22 protein-coding genes are annotated in these 24100 nt (G+C 70.4%); 9 read left to right on the forward strand and 13 right to left on the reverse strand.

The window, feature by feature from the left end; translation table 11 throughout:
* The 6 genes from QZV97_RS06535 to QZV97_RS06560 form a co-directional block, all read right to left on the reverse strand.
* On the reverse strand, positions 1 to 711 hold a 711-nt coding region (locus QZV97_RS06535), incomplete at its 3' end, for an amino acid--tRNA ligase-related protein (RefSeq protein ID WP_295640354.1).
* Between the two features lie 107 nt (positions 712 to 818).
* Complete coding sequence (locus QZV97_RS06540; RefSeq protein ID WP_295640356.1) at positions 819 to 1475, reverse strand: DUF502 domain-containing protein; 657 nt, start codon at positions 1473 to 1475, stop codon at positions 819 to 821.
* A gap of 20 nt (positions 1476 to 1495) precedes the next feature.
* Complete coding sequence (locus QZV97_RS06545) at positions 1496 to 1834, reverse strand: FmdB family zinc ribbon protein (RefSeq protein WP_295640358.1); 339 nt, start codon at positions 1832 to 1834, stop codon at positions 1496 to 1498.
* 64 nt (positions 1835 to 1898) lie between these two features.
* Complete coding sequence (locus tag QZV97_RS06550; RefSeq protein WP_295640360.1) at positions 1899 to 3347, reverse strand: sodium:solute symporter family protein; 1449 nt, start codon at positions 3345 to 3347, stop codon at positions 1899 to 1901.
* 111 nt (positions 3348 to 3458) lie between these two features.
* Complete coding sequence (gene ubiB, locus QZV97_RS06555) at positions 3459 to 5018, reverse strand: ubiquinone biosynthesis regulatory protein kinase UbiB (RefSeq protein ID WP_295640362.1); 1560 nt, start codon at positions 5016 to 5018, stop codon at positions 3459 to 3461.
* A complete protein-coding gene (locus QZV97_RS06560) occupies positions 5015 to 5563 on the reverse strand; it encodes a hypothetical protein (protein WP_295640364.1) in 549 nt (182 codons plus the stop codon). The genes ubiB and QZV97_RS06560 overlap by 4 nt, the downstream gene beginning before the upstream one ends.
* Positions 5564 to 5746: 183 nt before the next feature.
* Between QZV97_RS06560 and QZV97_RS06565 the strand changes: the two genes are divergently transcribed.
* Genes QZV97_RS06565 through galE form a run of 9 tightly spaced genes read left to right on the forward strand, consistent with a single transcriptional unit; the run spans position 5747 to position 15100 of the window.
* Positions 5747 to 7141 carry an undecaprenyl-phosphate glucose phosphotransferase gene (locus QZV97_RS06565; protein ID WP_295640366.1) on the forward strand — a complete coding sequence of 465 codons (1395 nt, stop codon included), beginning with the start codon at positions 5747 to 5749 and terminating at the stop codon, positions 7139 to 7141.
* A gap of 29 nt (positions 7142 to 7170) precedes the next feature.
* Complete coding sequence (locus tag QZV97_RS06570) at positions 7171 to 8454, forward strand: hypothetical protein (protein ID WP_295640368.1); 1284 nt, start codon at positions 7171 to 7173, stop codon at positions 8452 to 8454.
* Positions 8411 to 9187 (forward strand): exosortase-associated protein EpsI, B-type, encoded by a 777-nt coding sequence (gene epsI / locus QZV97_RS06575; RefSeq protein WP_366558897.1) that lies wholly within the window; start codon positions 8411 to 8413, stop codon positions 9185 to 9187. Before QZV97_RS06570 ends, epsI begins: the two co-directional genes overlap by 44 nt.
* A gap of 50 nt (positions 9188 to 9237) precedes the next feature.
* The gene (locus QZV97_RS06580; RefSeq protein WP_295640372.1) at positions 9238 to 9891 is read left to right on the forward strand and encodes an SIS domain-containing protein; all 654 of its coding nucleotides are present in this window, start codon (positions 9238 to 9240) and stop codon (positions 9889 to 9891) included.
* Between the two features lie 25 nt (positions 9892 to 9916).
* Complete coding sequence (locus QZV97_RS06585) at positions 9917 to 11200, forward strand: glycosyltransferase (protein WP_295640374.1); 1284 nt, start codon at positions 9917 to 9919, stop codon at positions 11198 to 11200.
* Positions 11201 to 11204: 4 nt separating this feature from the next.
* Positions 11205 to 12203, forward strand: coding sequence for a GHMP kinase (locus tag QZV97_RS06590; protein ID WP_295640376.1), 999 nt, complete (start codon positions 11205 to 11207; stop codon positions 12201 to 12203).
* Positions 12204 to 12219: 16 nt separating this feature from the next.
* Entirely contained in the window at positions 12220 to 13344 is a 1125-nt protein-coding gene (locus QZV97_RS06595; RefSeq protein ID WP_295640378.1) for an NAD(P)-dependent oxidoreductase, read from the forward strand.
* Positions 13341 to 14105, forward strand: coding sequence for a nucleotidyltransferase family protein (locus QZV97_RS06600; protein ID WP_295640380.1), 765 nt, complete (start codon positions 13341 to 13343; stop codon positions 14103 to 14105). The genes QZV97_RS06595 and QZV97_RS06600 overlap by 4 nt, the downstream gene beginning before the upstream one ends.
* The gene (gene galE / locus QZV97_RS06605; protein ID WP_295640382.1) at positions 14102 to 15100 is read left to right on the forward strand and encodes a UDP-glucose 4-epimerase GalE; all 999 of its coding nucleotides are present in this window, start codon (positions 14102 to 14104) and stop codon (positions 15098 to 15100) included. Before QZV97_RS06600 ends, galE begins: the two co-directional genes overlap by 4 nt.
* Here the strand turns inward: galE and QZV97_RS06610 are convergent.
* The 7 genes from QZV97_RS06610 to QZV97_RS06640 form a co-directional block, all read right to left on the reverse strand.
* Entirely contained in the window at positions 15073 to 15630 is a 558-nt protein-coding gene (locus QZV97_RS06610; RefSeq protein WP_366558898.1) for an HAD family hydrolase, read from the reverse strand. The genes galE and QZV97_RS06610 overlap by 28 nt on opposite strands.
* Complete coding sequence (locus tag QZV97_RS06615) at positions 15630 to 16541, reverse strand: glycosyltransferase family A protein (RefSeq protein WP_295640386.1); 912 nt, start codon at positions 16539 to 16541, stop codon at positions 15630 to 15632. The genes QZV97_RS06610 and QZV97_RS06615 overlap by 1 nt, the downstream gene beginning before the upstream one ends.
* A gap of 91 nt (positions 16542 to 16632) precedes the next feature.
* Positions 16633 to 17298 (reverse strand): DapH/DapD/GlmU-related protein, encoded by a 666-nt coding sequence (locus QZV97_RS06620; RefSeq protein ID WP_295640388.1) that lies wholly within the window; start codon positions 17296 to 17298, stop codon positions 16633 to 16635.
* 145 nt (positions 17299 to 17443) lie between these two features.
* Positions 17444 to 19447: an acyltransferase family protein gene (locus tag QZV97_RS06625; protein WP_295640390.1), complete on the reverse strand. Its 2004-nt coding sequence runs from the start codon at positions 19445 to 19447 to the stop codon at positions 17444 to 17446.
* An 11-nt stretch (positions 19448 to 19458) separates the two neighbouring features.
* Complete coding sequence (locus QZV97_RS06630; protein ID WP_295640392.1) at positions 19459 to 21279, reverse strand: alpha/beta hydrolase; 1821 nt, start codon at positions 21277 to 21279, stop codon at positions 19459 to 19461.
* Entirely contained in the window at positions 21279 to 23831 is a 2553-nt protein-coding gene (locus QZV97_RS06635) for a glycoside hydrolase family 2 protein (RefSeq protein ID WP_295640395.1), read from the reverse strand. The genes QZV97_RS06630 and QZV97_RS06635 overlap by 1 nt, the downstream gene beginning before the upstream one ends.
* Positions 23828 to 24100, reverse strand: coding sequence for an acyl carrier protein (locus QZV97_RS06640; protein WP_295640397.1), 273 nt, complete (start codon positions 24098 to 24100; stop codon positions 23828 to 23830). The genes QZV97_RS06635 and QZV97_RS06640 overlap by 4 nt, the downstream gene beginning before the upstream one ends.

A 24100-nucleotide genomic window follows, 5' to 3' on the forward strand; every position in this document is an offset into this window, starting at 1 on the left:
GGTCTCGATGTCGATCTGCGTGAACTCGGGCTGGCGGTCGGCGCGCAGGTCCTCGTCGCGGAAGCACTTGGTGATCTGGTAGTAGCGGTCGAAGCCGGCGACCATCAGCAGCTGCTTGAACAGCTGCGGGCTCTGCGGCAGCGCGAAGAACATGCCGTCGTGCACGCGGCTGGGCACGAGGTAGTCGCGCGCGCCCTCGGGCGTGCTCTTGGTGAGCATCGGCGTCTCGATGTCGATGAAGCCGTTGGCGTCGAGGAACTTGCGCGTCTCCATCGCGACGCGGTAGCGCAGCATCAGGTTCTTCTGCATCGCCGGGCGGCGCAGGTCCAGCACGCGGTGCGTGAGGCGCGTGGTCTCGGAGAGGTTGTCGTCGTCGAGCTGGAAGGGCGGCGTGACGCTGGGGTTCAGCACCTCGAGCTCGTGGCACAGCAGCTCGACCTTGCCGCTCACGAGGTTGGCGTTCTCGGTGCCGGCCGGCCGCGCGCGCACCAGGCCGACGATCTTGAGGCAGAACTCGTTGCGCACGCCCTCGGCGGTCTTGAACATCGCGGCGCGGTCGGGGTCGCAGACGACCTGGACCAGGCCTTCGCGGTCGCGCAGGTCGATGAAGATCACGCCGCCGTGGTCGCGCCGGCGGTGGGCCCAGCCCATCAGCGTCACGGTCTGGCCCATCAGCGTTTCGCTGACGAGGCCGCAGTAGGTGGTTCTCATGCAGGCACTCCGGGTTCTCGGATTCGGTGGGGATCGCGCAAGGCGCGTTCGTCGGGAGGCTCTGGGGACCGGTCAGCGGTCCGGGCGGGTGAGCGCGTGCCGGGCACTCACCCGGCGGGATTTCGCGCCGGCTCCGCAGCCAGCGTCAGGGGCAGCGGCGGCGCGACCACGCCCATGGAGATGATGTACTTGAGCGCCTCGTCGACGCTCATCTTCAGTTCGATCACGTCGGTGCGCGGCACCATCAGGAAGAAGCCCGAGGTCGGGTTCGGCGTGGTCGGCACGTACAGGCTCAGGTAGTCGCCGCTCAGGTGCTGGCCGGCCTCGCCGCCGGGCTTGCCGGTGACGAAGGCGATGGTCCAGGCGCCCTGGCGCGGGTACTGCACCAGCACCGCCTCGCGGAAGGCGTTGCCGCTGCTGGAGAACAGCGTGTCCGAGACCTGCTTGACCGAGCTGTAGATCGACTTGACGATGGGGATGCGGTTCAGCAGCCTCGAGCCCTGGCTCAGCCACCACTGGCCGACGATGTTGGTCGCGAACACGCCCGTCAGCAGCAGGCCGGCCACCATCACGATCACGCCCAGGCCGGGGATCTGCTTCAGCAGCTCGAGCGGCGCATGCGCGCCCTCGGGCAGCACTGCCTGCGACGCGCTCAGCAGCCAGGCGAACAGGCCGTCCAGCAGGCCCAGCACCGCATGCAGCACCCAGATGGTGACGGCCAGCGGCAGCCAGACCAGCAGGCCGGCGATCAGGTATTTCTTCACGCAGGGGCTTTCTTGCCGCCTCAGTGGCAGGCGCAGGAGCCGCCGCAGCCCGCGGCCGGAGCGGCCGACGATGATGCGGTGCCGCCGCCGCCCTCGGCGGCCGGTGCGGCGGCCGGCGCGGCGGCCGCACCGTCGGTCGAGGTGGCCGCGGTGGCAGCGGCAGGCTTGGCGGCCTGGCCGTTACGGAAGTCGGTGGCGTACCAGCCCGAGCCCTTGAGCTGGAAGCCCGCCGCGGTCAGCTGCTTCTTGAAGGCGGACGCGCCGCAGGCCGGACAGGTGCCCAGCACCGGGTCGGAGATCTTCTGGAGCACGTCCTGGGCGTGACCGCAGGCGTCGCAGCGGTAGGCGTAGATCGGCATGACGGAGCCTCGGCAGACAAACGACGAATTCTAAGCGGCGCTGCCCCGGGCAGCGCCGCTGCGGTCAGGCGTTCAGGCCGACGATGACGTGGTGGCTGCCGTGGCGGTTCTTGACGGTCTGCGGGCCCAGCGACCCGACCACGATGCCGACCACCGCGGCCAGGAAGCCGGCCAGTTGCGGCGGGAAGGCCTCGCCGGCCGGCGTGTACTGGAAGACCAGCCAGGTCAGGAGGCCCAGCACGATCGAGAAGACGGCGCCCTGGGTCGTCGCGCGCTTCCAGTAGAGGCCGGCGACCAGCGGCACGAAGGCCCCGACCAGGGTCACCTGGTAGGCGCCCGAGACCATGTCGTAGATCGGCGTGCCCTGCAGCGCGATGGCGTAGGCGCAGACGCAGATGCTGAACACCAGCACGGCGATGCGCATGGTGCGCAGCTCCTGCTTGTCGCCGGTGCGCGGGAAGAACTGGCGCCAGATGTTCTCGACGAAGGTGACCGACGGCGCCAGCAGCGTCGCCGACGCGGTGGACTTGAGCGCCGACAGCAGCGCGCCGAAGAAGATCACCTGCATGACGAAGGGCATCTTCTCGAGCACCAGCGTCGGCAGCACCTTCTGCGGATCCTCCTTGATCAGCGTGGCGGCCTGCTCCGGCATGATGATCAGCGCACTCGTGACCAGGAACATCGGCACGAAGGCAAACAGGATGTAGCAGGCGCCGCCGATCACCGGACCGCGCGTCGCCGCCTTGACGCTGTTGGCCGACATCACGCGCTGGAACACGTCCTGCTGCGGGATCGAGCCGAACATCATCGTGATCGCCGCGGCGACGAAGAACATGACGTCGGTGAAGGTCGGCGGCGGCAGGAAGTTGAACAGGTCCTTGCTGGCCGCCAGCGCGATGACCTTGTCGGCGCCGCCGGCCATGTCGGCCGCGACGACCGCGATGATCGTCAGGCCGACGACCAGGATGATCATCTGGATGAAGTCGGTCACCGCCACCGACCACATGCCGCCGAACAGCGTGTAGGCCAGGATGGACGCGGTGCCGATGATCATGCCCAGCGGGATGCTGATGGCGCCGCCCGACAGCAGGTTGAAGACCAGGCCCAGCGCCGTGACCTGGGCCGAGACCCAGCCGAGGTAGCTGAGGATGATGATCAGCGAGCAGATGACCTCGACCCCGCGGCCATAGCGCTCGCGGTAGTAGTCGCTGATCGTCAGCAGGGTCATCCGGTACAGCTTGGCGGCGAAGAACAGGCCGACCAGGATCAGGCAGGTGCCGGCGCCGAACGGGTCCTCGACCACCGCGCCGAGGCCGCCTTCGACGAACTTGGCCGGGATGCCCAGCACGGTCTCGGAGCCGAACCATGTGGCGAAGGTGGTGGTGACGATCATCACCAGCGGCAGGTGCCGGCCGGCGATGGCGAAGTCGGCCGAGGTCTTGACGCGCTTGGCGGCCCACAGGCCGATCGCGATGGTGATGAGGAGGTAGACGATGACCAGGGTCAGCAGCATGGAGTCGGCTCCGCGGCGGCGTGGATCAGGGGGGACTTTGGACGCGCGGAATTATGGCGGGTTCAATGCCGTCGTCGGCCCGCAAGAGACGGGCCCGATGCCCGCGCCGGCTCAGCCCAGCCGCTGCCAGACCAGCATGCTCAGCAGGCCCAGCAGGAAGCCCAGGGCGGTGCAGGAAACCGCCGTCAGCAGGCGCGTGGTGCGACGCTGTTCCAGCAGCAGGCCCCGCAACAGTGCATCGCGGTCGCCGGCCACCGGCGCGGCGCGCGCCGCGAGCGCGTCGTGCAGCAGGCGCGGCAGCTCGGGCAGCAGCCGGGCATAGCGCGGTGCCTCGTCCTTGAAGCGCTCGAGCAGGCCGCGCCAGCCGATCTGCTCTTCCATCCAGCGCTCGAGGAAGGGCTTGGCGGTGCTCCACAGGTCGAGGTCGGGATCGAGCTGACGCCCCAGGCCCTCGACGTTGAGCAGGGTCTTCTGCAGCAGCACGAGCTGGGGCTGGATCTCGACGTTGAAGCGCCGCGAGGTCTGGAACAGCCGCAGCAGCACCTGGCCGAGCGAGATCTCCTTGAGCGGCCGGTCGAAGAAGGGTTCGCAGCAGGCGCGGATCGCGCCCTCGAGCTCGTCGACGCGCGTGCCGGCCGGCACCCAGCCGGACTCGAGGTGCAGCTCGGCGACGCGCTTGTAGTCGCGGCGGAAGAAGGCGATGAAGTTCTGCGCCAGGTAGTCCTTGTCGACCTGGGTCAGCGTGCCGATGATGCCGAAGTCCAGCGCCACGTAGCGCCCGAAGGTCGCCGGCTCGAGGCTGACCTGGATGTTGCCCGGGTGCATGTCGGCGTGGAAGAAGCCGTCGCGGAACACCTGGGTGAAGAAGATCGTGACGCCGTCGCGCGCCAGCTTCTTGAAGTCGACGCCGGCCTCGCGCAGTCGGTCGACCTGGCCGATCGGCACGCCCTTCATGCGCTCCATCACGATGACGCCGGGTGTGCACAGGTCCCACAGCATCTCGGGGACCAGCACCAGGTTCAGGCCGGCCATGTTGCGACGCAGCTGCGCGGCATTGGCGGCCTCGCGCACCAGGTCGAGCTCGTCGTGCAGGTATTTGTCGAACTCGGCGACCACCTCGCGCGGCTTCAGGCGCCGGCCGTCGGCCGAGCGGCGCTCGACCCAGCCGGCCACGTCGTGCAGCAGCGCCAGGTCGGCATCGATGGCCGCCAGCATGCCGGGCCGCAGCACCTTGACCGCGACCTCGCGGCCGTCGGCCAGCACCGCGAAGTGCACCTGGGCGATCGACGCGCTGGCGACCGGCTCGCGCTCGAAGCTCGCGAACACCTCGTGCAGCGGCCGCTGGAACGCCGCCTCGACCAGCGCCACGGCCTGCTCGGCGGGGAACGGCGGCACGTCGTCCTGCAGCTTGGCCAGCTCGTCGGCCACGTCGACCGGCAGCAGGTCGCGCCGCGTCGACAGCACCTGGCCGAACTTGACGAAGATCGGGCCCAGCCGGACCAGCGCCTCCCGCAGGCGTTCGCCGCGCGGCGCGTCGAGACGCCGCCCGAAGGACAGCAGCCGGCCCAGGCGACGGACGCGACGCTGGCCGGAACTCGACAGCAGCAGTTCGTCCAGCCCGTAGCGCAGGACGACGAAGGCGATCGCTGCCAGCCGCAGCAGCTGCCTCATCGCGGGGCCGTCGCGCCGCTGCCCGGGCGGCCCCAGGCCGCACCCGCGTCGCGTGCAGCCGCGCGCAGACCGTCGCGCAGTCCGGCCGCCAGGCGAACCAGCTGGTGCGCCGGTGCGTCGCCCAGCAGCCGCGCGAGGTCGTGCTCGACGTCCCAGCGCAGGTGCTCGGCCAGCCAGGCGACATCGGCGGCCAGCCGCACGTCCCCGTCGATCGCCAGCGCCGGCCGCTCGCCGGCGAGCCACAGGCCCAGCGCCCGCGGCGGGGTCGGCAGGTCGACGCTGACGCGCAAGGCGGCCGCCGCATCGGCACCCGACCCGGCTGGTTCGATCGACTCGAACAGCCCGGCGGGCGTGATCCGCAGGGCGATCTCCGGAGGCCGCGGCCACGGACCCGCAGGCACCTGCCAATCGAGCCTGAGCAGACTGCCGGCGTGCGGCCGCAGCCGCTCGGTCGCCGCCGGCTCGGCCGCGAGCACGTGGTTGAGCACGAGCAGGGCTCGCTCCGTCAACGCGGGCAACAGCAGGGTCTCGACGGCGGTCAGCACGGACCAAATTGTAGGGGGGTGGTCGTGCATTCCCGCACGCACGCCGCTGTGGTGCCGAGGCCGCACCCCTGCGACGGGGGGTTGGGCCGTCTTTCATTGTGGTCACAATTCCTGATGAGTTCCGTGCCACGTCCACGACTGACGGGCACGGCCCACGCGGCACCCGCAGGACCGCGCATCCGCATGTTCGAAGACCGCACCCACAAGAGGACGTTCTACAGCGCACCGCAGTCCGTCACGTCCTTCGTGGCGGCACTGCTGGAGCCTGCCCTGACGGTGGCCGGCTACCTGATCGTCACGGTGGCGCACGGCGAGCCGATCCTGCGGTCGTCGCTGATGCTGTGCCTGCTGGTCTTCGCGCTGACCTTCCCAGGACGCAACCGCTTCCGCGACAGCGGCCTCACGGCGGCCATCGACATCGTGCTGACCTGGCTGAGCCTGCTGGGCATCCTGGCGCTGTGCGGCTACGCGACGCGCAGCCTGCACTACTTCGAGAACGACGTGCTGCTGATGTGGGCCGTGCTGACGCCGCTGCTGCAGTGGCTGGCCGTCACGGCCGGCCGGCTGGTCATCCAGCACCATGCGCGACTGCCCCAGAACCGCAGCACCGCCATCATCGTCGGCGCCGGACCGCTGGGCGTGAAGGTCGCGCGCGCGCTGGAGCGACGCACCGACGAGGTGGTCGACGTGCGCGGCTTCTTCGACGACCGGACCGACGAGCGCGTCGAGGCCGAGACCGCGCCCCAGCGGCTGGGCACGCTGGCCGACGTGGCGCCCTACATCACCGCCCACGGCGTGCGCGAGGTCTACATCACGCTGCCGCTGGGCCTGCAGCCGCGCATCGTGCAGCTGCTGGAATCGGTGCAGGGCACCACCGCGTCGCTGTTCTTCGTGCCCGACGTCTTCGGCATCAGCATCATCCAGGGCCGCCTGCAGGACGTGAACGGCGTGCCGGTCGTCGGCATCTGCGAGACCCCCTTCACCGGCACCAACGAGCTGCTCAAGCGCTTCTCGGACATCGTGCTGGCCAGCCTGATCCTGCTGCTGATCTCGCCGCTGCTGCTGGCGATCGCGATCGGCGTCAAGCTGAGCTCGCCGGGGCCGGTGATCTTCCAGCAGCGGCGCAACGGCCTCGACGGCGAGGAGATCGTCGTCTACAAGTTCCGCTCGATGACGACGCAGGACAACGGCGACTCGGTGCCGCAGGCCACGCGCGGCGACCAGCGCATCACGCCCTTCGGCGCCTTCCTGCGCAAGACCTCGCTGGACGAGCTGCCCCAGTTCATCAACGTGTTGCAGGGGCGCATGAGCATCGTCGGGCCGCGGCCGCATGCCGTGGCCCACAACCAGATGTATCGAGATCTGATCAAGGCTTACATGGTGCGACACAAGGTCAAGCCCGGCATCACCGGCTGGGCCCAGGTGAACGGCCTGCGCGGCGAAACCGATACGATCGACAAGATGCGGGCCCGCGTCGAGTACGACTTGGAGTACCTTCGCAACTGGTCGCTCGGCCTGGACCTGCAGATCATCGTGCGCACGGTCCGGCTCGTGTTCTTCGACCGCCACGCCTACTGAGCCCGCCCCCCGGAGACAGGAGAAACCAGATGAACCACAAGACCGGATGGATCGCCCTCGCCCTGGGCCTGAGCGCAGGCTCGGCGGCACTGGCCCAGAGCAGCCCCTACTACCTCGGCGCGACGCAGACCTTCGGGACGAACTCCAACGTCCGCAACGTCGCCGACGGTCAGCCGGCCGAACGCGACAATTTCTCGACCACGGCGCTGACCGCCGGCATCAGCCAGCCGTTCGGCCGCCAGCGCTTCTTCCTGGACGCCGGCGCGCGCCACACGCGCTTCAACGACGCCAGCGACCTCAACAACACCGGCTACGACGCCCGCGTGGGCCTGGACTGGGCGACGATCGAACGCCTGTCGGGCAGCCTGGCCTTCGGCAGCACGCAGAGCCTGGCGCGGCTGAACCCCGGCAACGCGCCGCTGGCGAGCTCGCGCAACCTCGAGCGCACCAACAGCGTCGACGCCCGCTTCGCGCTCGGCGGCGAAGGCCGGCTCGGACTGGAAGCCAACGTCGGGCACCGCCGTGTCGACTACTCGGCGCCCGAGTTCACCCCGCGCGAGTACGAACAGAACACCGCCGGCGCCGGCATCCGCTACCGCCCGGGCGCGGTGCTGATCCTGCGCACCGGCCTGCAGGGGCAGGACACCAAGTACCCGCGCTACTTCGAGGTCGCCCCCGACCAGTTCGAGGCCGATCGCGCCAAGCGCCGCGACCTGTACGTGGGGGCCGAATGGGCGCCCTCGCCCATCAGCTCGCTGGTCACGCGCATCAGCTACTCGCGGGTCGAGTACGACCGCGAGACCGCGAGCGACTTCTCCGGCCTGACCGGCACGCTGAGCTGGCTGTGGCGCCCGACCGGCAAGCTGCAGTTCACGACGACTGCAGCGCGCGAGACCGGCCAGGAAGGCGGCTTCGCCGTCGCCCGCAGCAGCGCCGTGGCGACGACACCGACCGATCCTTCGGCCCCGGTCGTGCCGACCACCCCGAGCCCGGGCACCACGACCTCGACCGCCAGCACCTCGGACTACAGCCGCGTGACCAATTCGCTCGGCCTGCGCGCCGTCTACGAGCTGACGGCCAAGATCCGCATGGACGCCGGCATCGGCGTCGCCCGCCGCGACCTGACCGATCAATCCGGCAACAGCGGCACGGACCGCACCACCAACTACTCGATCGGCGCGCTGTGGACGCCGACGCGCGTGCTGGGCTTCGGTTGCTCGGCAAGCCGCGAGGTGAGGTCGAGCGCGACGGTCCTGTCCTCGGACACCCATGGCAACACCTTCTCGTGCTTCGGCCAGCTCAGCCTCCGGTGACGCACCCGTCGATGCCCGAGCCGGCGCGACACCTGCCGGGCGACGCACGACGCTGGTCCTGGGCGGCGCGATGCTGAGCGCCGCGGTGCTGGGCAGCGTGGCGCGGCCGAGGGCGTCGTCGGCCAGCCCGGCCGCGCCGCGCCTGCAACTGCAGGAGATCGTGCCGTTGCGCTTCGGCGCGTGGGCCGAGTTGCCGGCGCAGCGCGCCCAGGTCGTCAATCCTCAGACGCAGCAACTGCTGGACAAGCTCTACTCGCAGGTGCTGTCGCGAACCTACGGGCACACCGACGGCTACCGCGTGATGCTGTCGCTGGCCTACGGCGACGACCAGCGCGGCGGCCTGCAGGCCCACCGACCCGAGGCCTGCTATCCGGCCCAGGGCTTCACGCTGCACAGCAACGCCGAGGGCTCGATCACGACGCCCTACGGCCGCATCCCGGGGCGTCGCCTCAGCACCAGCCTGCGGCAGCGTCGCGAGCCGGTGACGTACTGGTTCACGGCCGGCGACACCGTGATCCGCAGTCGGCTGCAGCTGCGCCTGCTGGAGGCTCGGCTCTGGCTCACCGGCCAGGTGCCGGACGGCCTGCTGTTCCGCGTGTCGTCGATCGACGACCAGCCGGCGCAAGCCTTCGAACGACACGATGCCTTCGTGGCCAACCTGCTGCAGGCCGTGTCGGTGCGCGACCGCACCCGACTGAGCGGTCTGGGCGAACCGGCCCACCCACCCGCCTGAAGCAGCGCGCATCGCACCCGATCCTTTCAAAGTTCAGCACAGAGGACACCATGAGCAAGCCCAAGAAGACCCCGGCCATCGCCGACAAGAAGACGCCGGGCCTGGCGGCGTCGAACATGACCGGCACCGGCCCCGGCGGCCTGGGCGTGCGTGCCTTCGCCGAGTGGTACCGCGACCGCGAGCTCGAGCAGTGGGCGAAGTTCGACTTCGGCGCGCTCGAGAAGATCGCCAAGGCGATCGAGACCGCCGAGAAGAAGGGCAAGCAGATCTTCGTGATGGGCAACGGTGGTTCGGCCGCCACGGCCTCGCACATCGCCACCGACTGGTCCAAGACCGCCGAGCGCGTCGGCAAGCCGCTGATCCGCTGCACGTCCCTCAACGACAACACCGCCTTCATGACGGCGATCGGCAACGACCTCGGCTACGCGGAGCTGTTCTCGCGCCAGTTGCAGAACCTGCTGAATGCCGGCGACCTGGTCGTGATCATCTCGGGCTCGGGCAACTCGCCCAACGTGATCAAGGCCGCCGAGTACGCCAGGAAGACCGGCGCCAAGACGATCGCCCTGACCGGCTTCACGGGCGGCAAGCTGCGCGAGATGGCCGACATCTGCCTGCACGTCGACAGCGACCAGTACGGCGTGATCGAGGACATGCACATGGCCGCCGGATCGATCCTGGCCTTCTATCTGAAGCAGCGCAAGTGATGCCGCACGCGGGGACACGGCGGCGATGATCCACTACGTGACGCAGAACGGCATCGGCAATGCCTGGGTGGCCAACGAACTGAGCCGCGTCGAGGCCGGGGGCGTGCCCTACGTCCTGCACTCGATGCGCCGCCCGGACAAGCTGCTGCACGGCTCGGCCTGGGCCTTGCGGCTGAACGAGGCGACGCGGGTGATCTACCCGCTGCCGCCGCTCGGCCTGCTGCTGTCGCTGCTGCTGGCGCCGCTGCTGTTCGGCGGCCGCTTCTTTGCGGCGCTGTCGAACGCGTTGTTCGGACGGCGCGAGCACCTGCGCGCACGCGCCGCCGGCATCGCCCACCTGGCGGTGGCCTGCCACTGGGCGCGGCAGCTGCGGCGCGGGGCCGAGCCGGTCACGCACATTCATTCGCAATGGATCAACTCCTGCGGCACGATCGCGATGGACGGCGCCTGGCTCCTGGACGTGCCCTACAGCTTCACCGGGCATGCGACCGACCTGTACCGCGACCGCTGCGCGCTGCTCGACAAGATCGCGCGCGCCGACTTCATCGTCTGCATCTCCGAGTTCCACCGCCGGTTCTACCTGGAGCACGGCGCGCGGCCCGAGCAGCTGATCGTCGCCTACTGCGGCATCGATCCCGCGGTGTTCTATCCGCCGGCGACCAGCACGGCGGCGCCCGACCGGCCCTACCGCATCGTCGCCTCCGGCCGGCTGGTCGAGAAGAAGGGCTTCGCCTATCTGATCGACGCCTGCCGGCTGCTGGCCGACCGCGGCGAGCGCTTCGACTGCGTGATCGGCGGCAGCGGCCCGCTCGAGTCCGAGCTGCGCGCCCACGTCGCGCGCGTCGGACTGGCCGATCGCATCACCATCACCGGCCAGGCGCTGCTGCAGGAGAAGATCATCGACTTCATGCACGGCGGCGACGTCTACGTGCTGCCGTGCGTGTGGGCCGCGGACGGCGACGTCGACGGCCTGCCGCAGATGCTGATGGAGGCGATGGCCAGCGGGCTGCCCGCGATCTCCACGCGGCTGGTCGGCATCCCGGACCTCATCCGCGACGGCGAGACCGGGCTGCTGGTGCCACCCAACGACGCGGCCGCGCTGGCCGACGCGATCGCCCGCCTGATGCACGACCGCGCGCTCGGCCACCGGCTGGCCGACGACGGCCGGCGCTGGGTGCACCAGCGCTTCGACCTGCGCGACTGCCTGGAGCCGCTGATCGAACGCTACCGGCAGCGCCTCGGCCTGGCGCGCCACGACGCCGTCGCGGCCGCGCCGGCGCATCCCCCACAGCAGATGAGCAGGGTCTGACGCCATGATCATTTCCCAGACCCCCTACCGGGTCAGCTTCGCCGGCGGCGGCACCGACCTGCCCGCCTTCTACCGACAGGAGTACGGCGCGGTGCTGTCGATGGCGATCGACAAGCACATGTACGTGACGGTCAGCCCGCGCTTCGAGTCGAGCACGCGCGTGGCCTACACGCGCGTCGAGATGGTCGACCAGGTGAGTGAGCTGCAGCACGAGCTGGTGCGCGAGGCCCTCAAGCTCACCGGCCTGGGACGCCACCTCGAAGTCACCACCGTCGGCGACGTGCCCGGCGGCACCGGGATGGGCTCGTCGAGTTCGCTGACGGTGGGCGTGCTGCAGGCCCTCTATGCCTACAAGGGCCAGATCGTCAGCGCCAAGAACCTGGCCGAGCAGGCCTGCCGCATCGAGATCGACGTGCTGGGCAAGCCGATCGGCAAGCAGGACCAGTACGCTGCGGCCTTCGGCGGCCTGAACTACATCCGCTTCAACCCCGACGACAGCGTCGACGTCGAGCCGGTGCCGGCGCGTCCCGAGACGATGCAGGAACTCGGCAGCCGCATGATGCTGCTCTACACCGAGCAGCAGCGCGACGCCGACGGCATCCTCAAGCGCCAGAGCGAAGGCACCAGGGACCGCATGCCGGTGCTGCGTGCGATGCGCGACCTGGCACACGAGATGCGCCTGGCGCTGGGCGGCGGCGGCGGCCTCGACGAGTTCGCGCGGCTGCTGCACGAGGGCTGGGAGCTCAAGCGCTCGCTCGGCTTCGGCATCAGCATGGAGAAGGTCGACGCCTGGTACGACCAGGCCCGCAAGCTCGGCGCCCAGGGCGGCAAGCTGCTCGGCGCCGGCGGCGGCGGCTTCCTGCTGCTGCTGGCCCCGCACGAGCGCCACAACCTGATCCGCGAGGCGCTGGGACGGCCGCGCGAGCTGACGCTCGGCATCGACCGCCGCGGCGGCCGCATCATCTTCATCAGCGACCACCAGCGGTTGCTGCACAACCAGTGACGAGAGGACATCGCCCGTGAAGGTGCTGTTGACCGGCGGCGCCGGCTTCATCGGATCCCACACGGCCGACGCGCTGCTGCGCGAAGGCCACCAGGTGCGCGTGCTCGACTCGCTCGAGGAGCCGGTCCACCCTGGCCGCCGCGTGCCCGACTACCTGGATGCGCGCATCGAGTTCGTGCGCGGCGACGTGCGCGACGCCACCGTCCTGCTCGATGCACTGCGCGGCTGCGACGTGGTCTACCACCTGGCCGCCTTCCAGGACTACCTGCCGACCTTCAGCCGCTTCTTCGACGTCAACGTCACCAGCACCGCGCTGATCTACGAGCTGATCGTTCGCGAGCGGCTGCCTGTGAAGAAGGTCATCGTCGCCTCCAGCCAGGCCGCGCTCGGCGAGGGCCTGTACCACGACGCCGACGGCAAGGCCGTGCTGCCCGACATCCGCCCGACCGAGCAGCTGGAGCGCGGCGTCTGGGACGTGCAGGCGCCGGCCGGCTCGCGCGGCCCGCTGGCCTGGCGGCCGACCGACGAGACGGTCGCCAACCCGCAGAACCAGTACGGGCTGTCCAAGATCGCCGAGGAGCGCGTGGCGCTGTCGCTCGGCAAGCGCTACGGCATCCCGAGCGTGGCGATGCGCTACTCCATCGTCCAGGGTCCGCGCCAGAGCTTCTACAACGCCTACAGCGGCGCCTGCCGCGTGTTCTGCCTGAGCTTCCACCTCGGCCGCGAGCCGATGATCTACGAGGACGGCCAGCAGGTCCGCGACTTCGTCAACATCCAGGACGTGGTCGACGCCAACCTGCTGGTGCTGCGCGATCCGCGCGCGGACTTCGAGATGTTCAACGTTGGCGGCGACCTGGCGCACACGGTGTCCTCGTTCGCGACCGTGGTCGCGGACGTCTTCGGCGCGAAGGGCTACGTCGCGGCCCCCTGCGGCAAGTTCCGCTTCGGCGACACGCGCCACATCTGCTCGGACGTGAGCAAGCTCAAGGCCCTGGGCTGGCAGCCGACGCGCACGGTGCACGACAGCGTCGAGGCCTACCGCGGCTGGCTGGCCACGGCCGAGAACGCGGCGCAGATCCTCGACTACTGCAACCAGCAGATGGCCGCGCTGAACGTCGTGCGCGACGTCAAGAAGGCGTGAGCGCTTCCGCCTCGCAGCGGCGCACCAAGGCCCTGCTGCTGGCCGGCGGGATGGGCAGCCGGCTTCGCCCGCTGACCGACACGGTGCCCAAGTGCCTGGTCGAGATCGGCGGGCGGCCGCTGCTGGACCACTGGTTCGCCGCGCTGCGACGCGCCGGCGTGCACGATGCGATGGTCAACACCCACCACCTGCCGGAGCCGGTGCGCGCCTTCCTGGCGGCCAAGAACGGCGAGGGCTTCCGTGCCGTCGAGGCCTACGAGCCCCAGCTGCTGGGCTCGGCCGGCACCATCGCCGCGCACCCGGACTGGGCCGACGACGCCGACGACGTGCTGATCGTCTACGCCGACAACCTGTCGGACCTGGACCTCGGCGCCTTCCTGGCCACACACCGCCGCCACGGCGCGCCATTCACGATGCTGCTGTTCCACGCGCCCAACCCGCGCGCCTGCGGCATCGCCGAGACGGACGCCGAGGGCCGGATCGTCGCCTTCGAGGAAAAGCCGGCCGAGCCGCGCTCGGACCTGGCGAACGCCGGCGTCTACGCCGTCACCGCCGAGGCTTGGCGCGAGATCGCCGCATTGCGCGCCTTCGACATCGGCTACCACGTGCTGCCGCGCTTCGTCGGCCGCATGCAGGGCCACGTGCACGGCGGCTACCACCGCGACATCGGCGACCTGGCCGCGCTGGAGTCGGCGCGGCGCGCCTACGCCGCCGGCTCGCGCGCCACTCATCACTCCACCTCCACAGGAAGCCCCCCATGAGGATCTTCGTCACCGGCGGCGCCGGCTATGTCGGCAGCGCCTGCCTGCGCCTCCTGCTGGCCCAGGGCCACGACGCGATCGCGTTCGACAACCTGTCCGAAGGCCACCGCCTCGCGGTGCCCGAAGGCCGGCTGATCGAGGGCGACATCCGCGACACCGCCGCGCTGGCCGCCGCGATGAAGACGCACGGCGCCGAGGCCGTGATGCACTTCGCCGCGGCCACCTACGTCGGCGAGTCGGTCACCAACCCCGACCACCACTACGGCAACAACATCGGCGGCACGCTGAGCCTGCTGCGCGCGATGCGCGAGGCCGGCGTGGCACGCATGCTGTTCTCGAGCACCTGCGCGACCTACGGCGACAACCCCGAGCCGCCGATGAACGAAGAGGCGGCCCAGATCCCCTGCAGCCCCTACGCGCGCACCAAGCTGGCGGTCGAGTGGATGATCCGCGACTTCGCGCATGCCTACGGCCTGGGCTACACGATCCTGCGCTACTTCAACGCCTCGGGGGCCGACGGCGACGGCGAGTTCGGCGAGAACCACGAGCCCGAGACCCACCTGATCCCGCTGCTGCTGCAGGTCGCGCTGGGCCAGCGCGACAAGCTGATGCTCTACGGCGACGACTACCCGACGCCCGACGGCACCTGCATCCGCGACTACGTGCACACCGACGACCTCGCCTCCGCGCACCTGCTGGCGATCGCGGCCACCACGCCGACGACCGCGGAGGTGTTCAACATCGGCACCGGAAACGGCCAGTCGGTGAAGCAGGTGCACCAGGCCTGCGAGGACGTGACCGGCCGCAGGATCCCGCTGCAGGTCGTGGCGCGACGCCCCGGCGATGCGCCGGCGCTGGTGGCCGATCCGACCAAGCTCAAGACCCGGCTCGGCTGGACGCCGCGCTACGAGGACATCCGCGCCACCGTCCAGACCGCCTGGGCCTGGCACCAGCGCTACCCGAAGGGCTACGCCGACAAGGCGGCGCGCAAGTAGGCTTCCGCGTCCGCCAGCCGGCGGATGCGCGTGGCGGCGGCGTGCACCGGACGCTCGTCGTCGGCCGGCCTGAACTGCAGCAGCCGGCCGATGCCGGCGGCCACACCGGCCTGGATGTCGGTGTCCATGTCGCCCACCAGCGTCGAGGCCGCGACGTCGACGCCGAACTCGCGCGCGGCCTGCTGGATCATCCCCGGCCCCGGCTTGCGCATCGGCGAGTCGAGCTTGTAGGCACCGACGCCGTGCTCGGGGTGGAAGGGGCAGAAGTAGACCCTGTCGATCGGCGCGCCCTCGGCCTCGAAGCGCTGCAGCATCCACGCGGTCAGCGCATGGAAGTCGTCCTCGGTGTAGTAGCCGCGGCCGATGCCGGCCTGGTTGGTGACCACGAAGATCCGATGGCCGCGCGCCCGTGCCGATCGGCACAGCTCGAAGATCCCGTCGATGAACTGGAAGTCCTCGCGGCGATGAACGTAGGCGTGATCGACGTTGATCACGCCGTCGCGGTCGAGGAAGAGCGCCGGTCGGGCGATCAAGCCGGCCGCCCGCTGCGCAGGCATTCCTCGGTCGCGCGGCGCTTGCCGACCACCAGCGAGCGCATCTGGTAGCGCCGCAGGAAGCGACGGAACTCCGGGTCGTCGTAGCGCGGCTTGGCGCGCGCGGCACCCCACAGCCAGCCCCACAGCACCGCGAGCTGCCCCAGCACATAGGGCTTCTGGTTGAACCGCGAGACGGCGCTGGCCGCCAGGTAGAAGAAGCCGGTGCCCATGTAGTACTGGCCGAAGCCCTGGCGCACGCGACCCGTGTAGATCCCCTTGTGGCTGGCGCCCATCGGCCGCAGGTGGACGAAGCGCAGGTCCGGTTCGTCCCAGCTGATGGCGATCCAGCCGTTCATGCGGCACTTGTGGCCATCGATGCCGTCCCAGCCGACCTCGCGCACGAAGCCGCCGATGCCCTGGAAGCAGCTCACCCGGTAGAACTTCGTCATGCCCAGCGAGTTCTCGTCGCCGTGACGTTCGTTGACGAGCTCGCCTTCCTGCTCGACATAGGCCTTGCCGCTGCAGGTCGCGATCTGGGGGTCGGCCGTCATCCGCGCCATCAGGATCTCGAAGTAGCGCGCCGGCAGGCGCAGATCGAGGTCGAGCTTGCACAGGAAGTCGTAGTCGGTCGGTTCGACCGCGTCGTAGCCGGAGTAGAACGCATCGACGACGCCGGGGCCGACCGCGCGGTGTCCGCGGTCGCTGCGCGTGACGATCTGGATCCAGTCGTGCCGGCGGGCGTAGTCGGCGAGGATGGCCGGGGTCTCGTCGGTCGAGCCGTCGTCGACGATCACCCAGCGCGCCGGGCGGATCGACTGCGCGATCACCGTGTCGAGCGTCTCGCGCATGAAGCTCGCCTCGTTGCGGCAAGGCGAGATCAGGAGGTAGCGTTGACCAGGAGCCACGGCAGCGTCGATTCGGAATGGATGCGCGGGTGTCACGGCGACACCCCTGCGGTCCGGAATCCTACCCAAGACGCCGGCGCGACCGGGCTCGCTAGAGGCGCGCCCCCCCCACCCGCGGGACGACGGAAGCGGCCGGATTTAACGGCGGCTTCGAACTGCTGGGAGCGCCGAACCAGTGGCGCTTGCGCAGGCGGTCCAGCTCGGGCTCCAGGGCCGAGTCGTGCCCGCCTTCGCGCTGCAGGATCAGGGGGTACCAGGGCAGGGCCTCCGACTCGTGCTTGAGCCGCTCGACCAGTTCCTCGGTCTTGCAGATGAAGCGCGCCGGCACCCCCCCGACGACCGAATTGGAGGGCACGTCGTTGGCAACGACGGCGCCGGCCGCGACGACGACGTTGTCGCCGATCGTCACGCCGCGCAGCACCGTCGCACGGTTGCCGATGAAGACGTTGTTGCCGATGTCGATCTTGCCGACCGCGTCGAGCTTGACGTTGTAGGCGTTCATCAGCATGTTGATGACGCCGTCATGCGCCAGCAGCGTGCAGCTCGCGAGACGCACGTTGTTGCCCATGCGGACCCAGGGCGCGTCGCCGATCACCGAATCGGGATTGATCGAGCAGTTCTCGCCCATGCTGTAGAACAGGCCATGGTGCTTGATCAGCTTGGCGAACTCGGGGCCGGAAGGGCGGCACAGCCAGACATACAGCCTCTGGAACTTGAGGCTCTTGAAGGCCGCCCAACGAATCAATCTTCTCAGCATGCTGGCCACCGCGTCACGGCGGAGGAGGTATCAAGGTCGCGCGGCATCCGGAGACTTCCGTCGATCGCCACCCGAAGGACGGGCGCGCTGTCGATGCACGCAATTCTGCAAACGAAGTACATCACACCGACGTGCACCGCGGCCGCTAGTGTCGAGGCAGCGCTGCAAACTCTGTAAGGAAGTCGGCATTATTCGTGATCCATATCGGGTCGAAGTGGCTGTCATCCACATAGATCGGACGATTCAGTTCACTGTCAAGAATTCGACAGCTTGAGTCCTTGCAAAGTCGCTCGCGCAAGCTCGCTCGGTGAAAGCCCGCCTTCGACTGCAGGCGCTCGAGCAGCGGCTCCATCCACTGGGTCTGATCGATCAAGGATTGCAGCGGGATCGTGAGGCGCACTTCGCCGTGCCAGAACTGCTCGCGCGCGGCGTGCTCGGGGACGCGCAGGCGAGCCTCGGGAGCGCTGTCGAGCATCACCACGGTCTTGCCCGCAGCGAGCGCCTGCTCGACCGCCGCCTGCAGCTCGGCCATCACCTGCTGCTGCTTCGCAGTGCCGGCCGGGAAGCTGCAGGCCGCGCCGGCGAGAGGGCTGCGGTGGCAGTACGGCGGCCCGGCCAGACCGACGGTGGCCCAGCGCGCCGAGACGATGACGGTGTCGTAGATCGGCGAGCGCGCCATCGCCCAGGCCTTCGCCGCATAGGCGCGGCAGTGGTAGCCCGGCTGCAGGCGCTCGAAGTTCGGGACCGGCGGACACTCGGACGCGGCGAAGAAGTCCACCGACACCGCGCTGCGCGCGACGAACCAGGCATACAGATGCTCGGCATGCGAGTCGCCGATGACGAGGATGCGTCGTCGCGGGTCCTTCTCGATCTTGCAGATCGTCATGGCCTCGACCGGCTTCCTGAAGTTGCTGCAGGCGTCCGGGAAGTAGAGCGGCGGCACGGATGCGCGGTAGGCTCGATAGGCGTCGTCGCCCGTGCGGTCGCGCGATGCGAGGCCGTCGGTGACCACGATGCCCGCGGCGATCGCGGCCGCCAGCGGCAAGCTCAGCACGAGCGCCCGGCGACGCCAGTCGCCCGAGACCCCGCTGCGCGCCATCGCCGGTCGCTCGACCCAACGATAGGAACCCCAGCCAGCGGCCACCGAGGCCAGCAGTGCCAGCGCCGTGGCGGCCCGCGGGTGGTCCAGCGGAAAGGTGGTCAGCTTGAGTCCGACGTAGATCGGCCAGTGCCAGAGGTAGAGCGAGTAGGAGCACAGCCCGAGCTTCTGCAGCCAGGCCTGGCGGAGCAGAAGGCTCTGGCGGTGGTCAGCCCACAGCACCAGGGCGACGCCGACGACGAGCGGCAGCAGGTACGGCCCCAGCCCGACCGGACGGAGGCGGAAGTAGGCCATGCCCAGCACGGCCCCCCCGACGATCGCCAGGCCGGTGTGACTGGCCACCGCTCGCCACCGTCCGGCCGGAGCGGCATGCGGGCGGCTGGCCAGGCAGGCCGCGCCGCCGGCCAGCATCTCCCAGGCACGCCCGGGCAGCAGGAAGAAGCTGGCGTCGGGGTCGGCGTCGATCAGGGTCGCCTGCCAGCCCAGCGAGCCGACGATCCCCAGCGCGATGGCCGCCAGCACGAGCCGGCGCAAGGCATCGACCGACAGGCCGGGCCGCCACGCCTTCGCGAGCCGCGCGACCGCCACCAGCAGGAGCGGGTAGATCAGGTAGAACTGCCACTCGACCGACAGCGACCACGTGTGCAGCAGCCAGCGCGTGCCGGAGCTCTGGATGTTGTAGCCCGAGTTGGCGCGGAAGTACTCGTTGGACGCGAACAGCGCAGCCCACTGCGCCTGTTCGCCGACGATGCGCAGGTCGAAGGGCGGCAGCAGCACGGCCCCCAGCGCAAACAGCAGCAGCAGCATCGCTGCCAGCGCCGGCCAGATGCGGCGCGCCCGGGCCAGGACGAAGCGCCCGTAGCCGAAGCGGCCCTGCACGATCCCCGACCAGACGATCCGGGTCATCAGGTAGCCCGAGATCACGAAGAACACGTCGACGCCCACGAAACCGCCGCCCGCTCCGCGGAACTGCAGGTGATAGGCCACCACGAGCGCGACGCTCAGCCCCCGCAGCCCGTTGACGTCGCTGCGAAAGTCCGCGTCGCGCATGGCGGCCTGGGTCAGCGACTCGCGCTGCGGGCGGCGCCGGCGTCGGGTGCCGGCAGGGCGTCCGCGGTCGGCAACAGCAGGCCATCCAGCAGCGTCACCAGACGCTCCCTGGCGTCGCGACGCGTGAACGTGTGGTCGGCCGCAGCGACGGCGTCGATCGACAGGGCGCCCCGCGCCAGCAGTTCGGCCGTCGCGCGCCCGCCCTGTTGCCGCAGCATGCGCAGGCCCGGCGCGCCGGCGGCGAACACGAAGTGCAAGCCGACACGGCGCTGCGCGACCGAGCGCAGCTCCCTGGCGAGGTCGTGCTTCAGCGGCCAGTGCAGCCAGCGCGCCGCCTCGATCAGGTACGGCGCCGCGGCGGTCGCGACGCGGCGCAGGCCGACCTCGGCGATCAGGCGCAGATGCAGGTCGCCGCGCACCAGTCGCAGCCAGGGCTCCGCCGTCATCAGCTTGCTGCGGTACTTGGCCGTCAGCTCGACGACCTCGTATTCCTTCACGTCGCTCGGGGTCGCACCGTCCTGCCAGAAGTAGGTCAGCGGGTTGATCACGACGCTGGAGGCGACGTCGAGGCCGGCGACGGCGGCCTTGAGGGCGTGGTAGCCGCCGGAGCACAGGCCGAGCAGATGGCAGTCGCCTGCGCCGAGCGTGGTCTTCAGGTGGGCGAGCGCCGCGGCGATGTCGGCCTTGGCGCTGGCGGAGTAGACGACGTTCTCTTCCTGTCCGGGTCGCGCCGGGCTGTCGCCGATGCCCGAGAGATCGATGCGCAGCACCGTCATGCCCTGCGCCGCCCAGCGACGCGCCAGCCGCACCCACAGGCGGTTCGGCCCGATCAGGTGGACCGACCCGGAGTTGAGCATCAGCACCGCCGGCGCTCCGGGCGGTGACGCTGCGGCCGGGGACGTCAGGATGCCGAACAGCGTGGACGAACCGGCGTCGATCGACAGACTGGCTTCGCGGACCGCCATCGGCGCGCCGTCGACTCCCTGGCCGGTCATCGCCGATTGGCCGACGGGTTGGTTCGTCACGAGCCGCAGCGTCCCGCCGGACTGCCAGGCCTGCAACTTCTCGACGACGCCCCGGACGATCGCCTGCGGCACCACGGTGCGCTGCGGATCCTCCATCATCCCCGCATAGCCGTTCCAGCGCACCGCGGCGACGTCGGTCCCGATGCGCTCGAGCGCCGGCAGCCACTCCGAGGTCGAGGCAACGTCGTCGCGTTCGACGATCAGCACGCGCGGCGCCGGCGAGCGCGGCAGGCTGCGCAGGTCGACGCTCCCGATCGCCTCGCCGGTCTCGCGCGTCAGCAGGAAGCCCGCCGACTCGGTGCTGCCGTCGCCGCCCGCCGCGGCAACCGGCGTGGCACCGGTCTGCGCCAGCATCGTCAGTTCGCGCAGGTAGGCGCGTCCGCGCACGACCGGGGCGACGGCGATCAGGCCGGCGACATCGTCCCGCTGCGCCGCGGCCAGCGCCGCGAGTGTCGCGCCCAGTCGCACACCTAGCAGGCAGACCTGCGACACGCCGCTCGCGCGACGCAGGCCGTCGATGGCCTCGTGCACGGATCGCGTCCAGCGCCCGAGCGTGTCGGCAGCGAACTCGTCGCCCGCCGAGTTGCCGCAGCCCTCGTAGTCGAAGCGCAGCGCCGGGATGCCGGCGTCGGCCGCGGCCCGTGCGATGTGGCGCAGGCTGCGATGCGCGCAGACCTCCTCGAAGCCGAAGGGATTGCAGATCACCAGACCGATGCCGGCCAGGCTGCCCGGGACCGGGTGGTGCAACCAGCCGAAGAGGCGCGGACCGTCGGCGCCGAAATAGATCGGCTGCGGCTCCGGAGCCATCACGAGCCGCCTCGCAGGCTGAGGCTCCGGTCGGCGTTGAGGGCCGACACGCGCCCGCGCAGCGGGCTGCCGGCGCCAGACCCGAAGCGGCGCGCCGTCAGGCTGCGCCGACCGCCGGGAGCCAGGTGGAAATGGTTGTCGTCGAGCGCGTGGCCTTCGAGCTCGACATGCAGCCCCAGCGCGAAGCGCGAGGTCGTCACCTCGATCTCGACCGCATCGTCGACCCCGGCACGCAGCGACGCCGAGAGGCCGAGGTCGGTCGGTGCGAAGACGGCCATGCCCTCCGGGAAGTGGAAGGCCTCGCCGAGCTCCTGCCCCGTCGCGTCGCACAGGCGGACGTGCACCGTCCGCGCCGGTGCCGGCCCGAAGCGATAGGCCCAGGACAGGTCCATGAAGCCGTCGAAGGCGGCCGCGAGTGGGCACGACGCCGCGCTGCGGGCTGCCAACCGAACGGCTTGCACCGCCTGCCCGAGCGGTGCGTCGGCCGGGCCGTAGAGCGCGATCCGCAGCTCGCCGTCGAGCGGCTGCGGCCGTTCGTTGACGACGTGCGCCGTCAGGCCGTTGCCCCCCTCGTCGGTCAGCAGCACCGCGCGCGGCTGGAGCGCGCGCTTCAGGTGGTGGTAGGCAGCCTTGGGCATGCCGATGTCGTCGACCAGCCCCCATCCTGCGCCGGCCCACAGGTCGCGCAGGAACCAGACCAGCGCGCCGCCGCAGCGCGATCCGGGTCGACGCCATTCGGCGAAGGCGCGCGCCATCACTTCGCCGGTGACGGCACGGCTCAAGGCCAGATAGCGCTCGTGGTCGGCATAGCGGCAGCGCAGCGGGTCCACGCCGAACAGCGCCGACAGGTAGTGGTCGCGCACGTCCTCGAAGTCCCAGCCGGCCCCCAGGTCGCGCGGCGCACGGGCCTTCCAGGCCGGATGGTGGACGCGCAGGCCGTGACCGCCCGGCATGCGCGCGATCGTGCTGTCCTCCGGCACGTTGGAGAAGCCCAGGCACTCCGTCGTGAACCTCACGTCGGCGCGGCGCGCGTCCTCGAGCGGCCGCAGGTAGGCGCCCACGCCGTAGTAGGAACTGGTGCCGACGTCGCTCTGGTGCGGAAAGGCGCCGCCGTGCGCGCTGGAGGGCCAGTACGGCACGTCGGGCAGATGTTCGCCGACGAGAGCCGGCAGCGTCTCGTGGAAGAGCGTCGGCTGCCACGACGAGCGCGGCGCGCCCCACATCGCCGCCTGCTGCTCGACCTCGCTGTTGCCGCAGACCACCGCGACGCAGGCATGGGGCTGCCACGCGAGCAGCTGCTGCTCGACCTCCGTGCGCACCGAGGCCATGAAGGCCTCGTCGTCGCCGGGATAGTCCATGTTCGCGAACATCAGGTCCTGCCAGACCAGGACGCCGGCTTCGTCGCAGGCGGCGAAGAAGGCCGGCGCCTCGTACACCGTCGCGCCGCTGACGCGCAGCATGTTCATGCCGGCGTCGCGTGCCTGCAGGACCGCCGCGCGGTACGCCGACGGCGAGGCGCGCAACGCGACCACGTCCAGCGGCATCCAGCAGGCGCCGCGGCAGAAGATCGGCACGTCGTTGACGCGAAGCGTGAACCCGCCCGCGGAGGCGTCCAGCGCCAGGCTGCGGAATCCGACCGGCGCCAGCGGCAGCACTTGCGACTCGGCGTCACCGTCGCGCCCGATGCGCAGCCGCGCGCTGTAGAGCGCCGGCTCGCCGTGCGTGTGCGGCCACCAGCGCTCGACCGCCGGGATCGACAGCCGTCCTTCGAAGGCAGCGCCCGCGGTGGCGGCCTGCGTCAGTTCTGCGCGGTGGACCCGGCCGTGGCGTTCGAGCTCCAGCACGATGCGATCGATGGCGGACGAACCCGCCGCCCAGGGATTGCAGCGGACGTCCACCACGCCACACCCCGCTTCATCGACCCGGGCTCGCAGACGCGGCGCCTGCAGACTCGCAGGGCCGCGGCGCCTGATCCAGACGTCGCGCCACGGGCCGACCGCAGCGGCCGGCGGCGACCAGCCCGGCGTGCGGCCGAGCAGGCTGGTGCGCAGCCAACGCAGTTGCTGGTGCTCGACCATCGGCGCGCGCCAGCGCGGGCGCGGTCGGCGTTCGGCCAGCCGGCGGTCGAGCGCCGGGAAGCACAGATGCAGGACATGCCGGCCGGGCGTCAGGGCATGCTCGTGCGCGACGAACATGCTCTCGCTGCGATGCAGCAGCGCGCCGTCCAGCCACAGCTCAGCCGGGCCGGCCAGACCGTCGAAGCCGAGCCACAGCGTCTCGCCGGCTGCGGCCGACGGCGCATCGAACTCGATGCGGTACCACCAGTCTTCGGCATCGAAGCGCCGTGGCGGGCCGTCCAGGCTCCACAGGCCCCGTTCCTGCAGCACCGCGGCCACCGTGCCCGGTGCGTCCATCGGGGTCCACCGGTCGCCGGCCGCGGCGTCCGCCTGCGACGCTGCGGTCGCGCTGGCGGCCGGCAGGCCGCACAGCGCCCAGCCGTGGACGAGGCGCTCCCGTCCCGGGGCCTGCGTCCAGGGCCACTCGTCGGTCATCGCATGGTTCTGACTTGCTCGAGCTCGGTCAGCGCCTCCTGGATCGCGCTGATGCTGTTGAACACGCTGCGCTTGAGCATGTGGTCGGGGAACTCGACGTCGAAGGCCCCTTCGAGCGCCAGCATCACGTTGACGCTGGCGTGCGAGGTCATGCCGGCCTGGTACAGGTCGGCGTCGGCGTCGATGGCGTCGACGGCACGGCTGAGGCGGCCGTGTTCTTGCAGCACGACGCGGATCCGTGATTCGAGGGAGTCGGTGACTTCGTTCAT

It is taken from the genome of uncultured Methylibium sp. (genome assembly GCF_902826655.1).
Taxonomy (GTDB): domain Bacteria; phylum Pseudomonadota; class Gammaproteobacteria; order Burkholderiales; family Burkholderiaceae_C; genus Methylibium.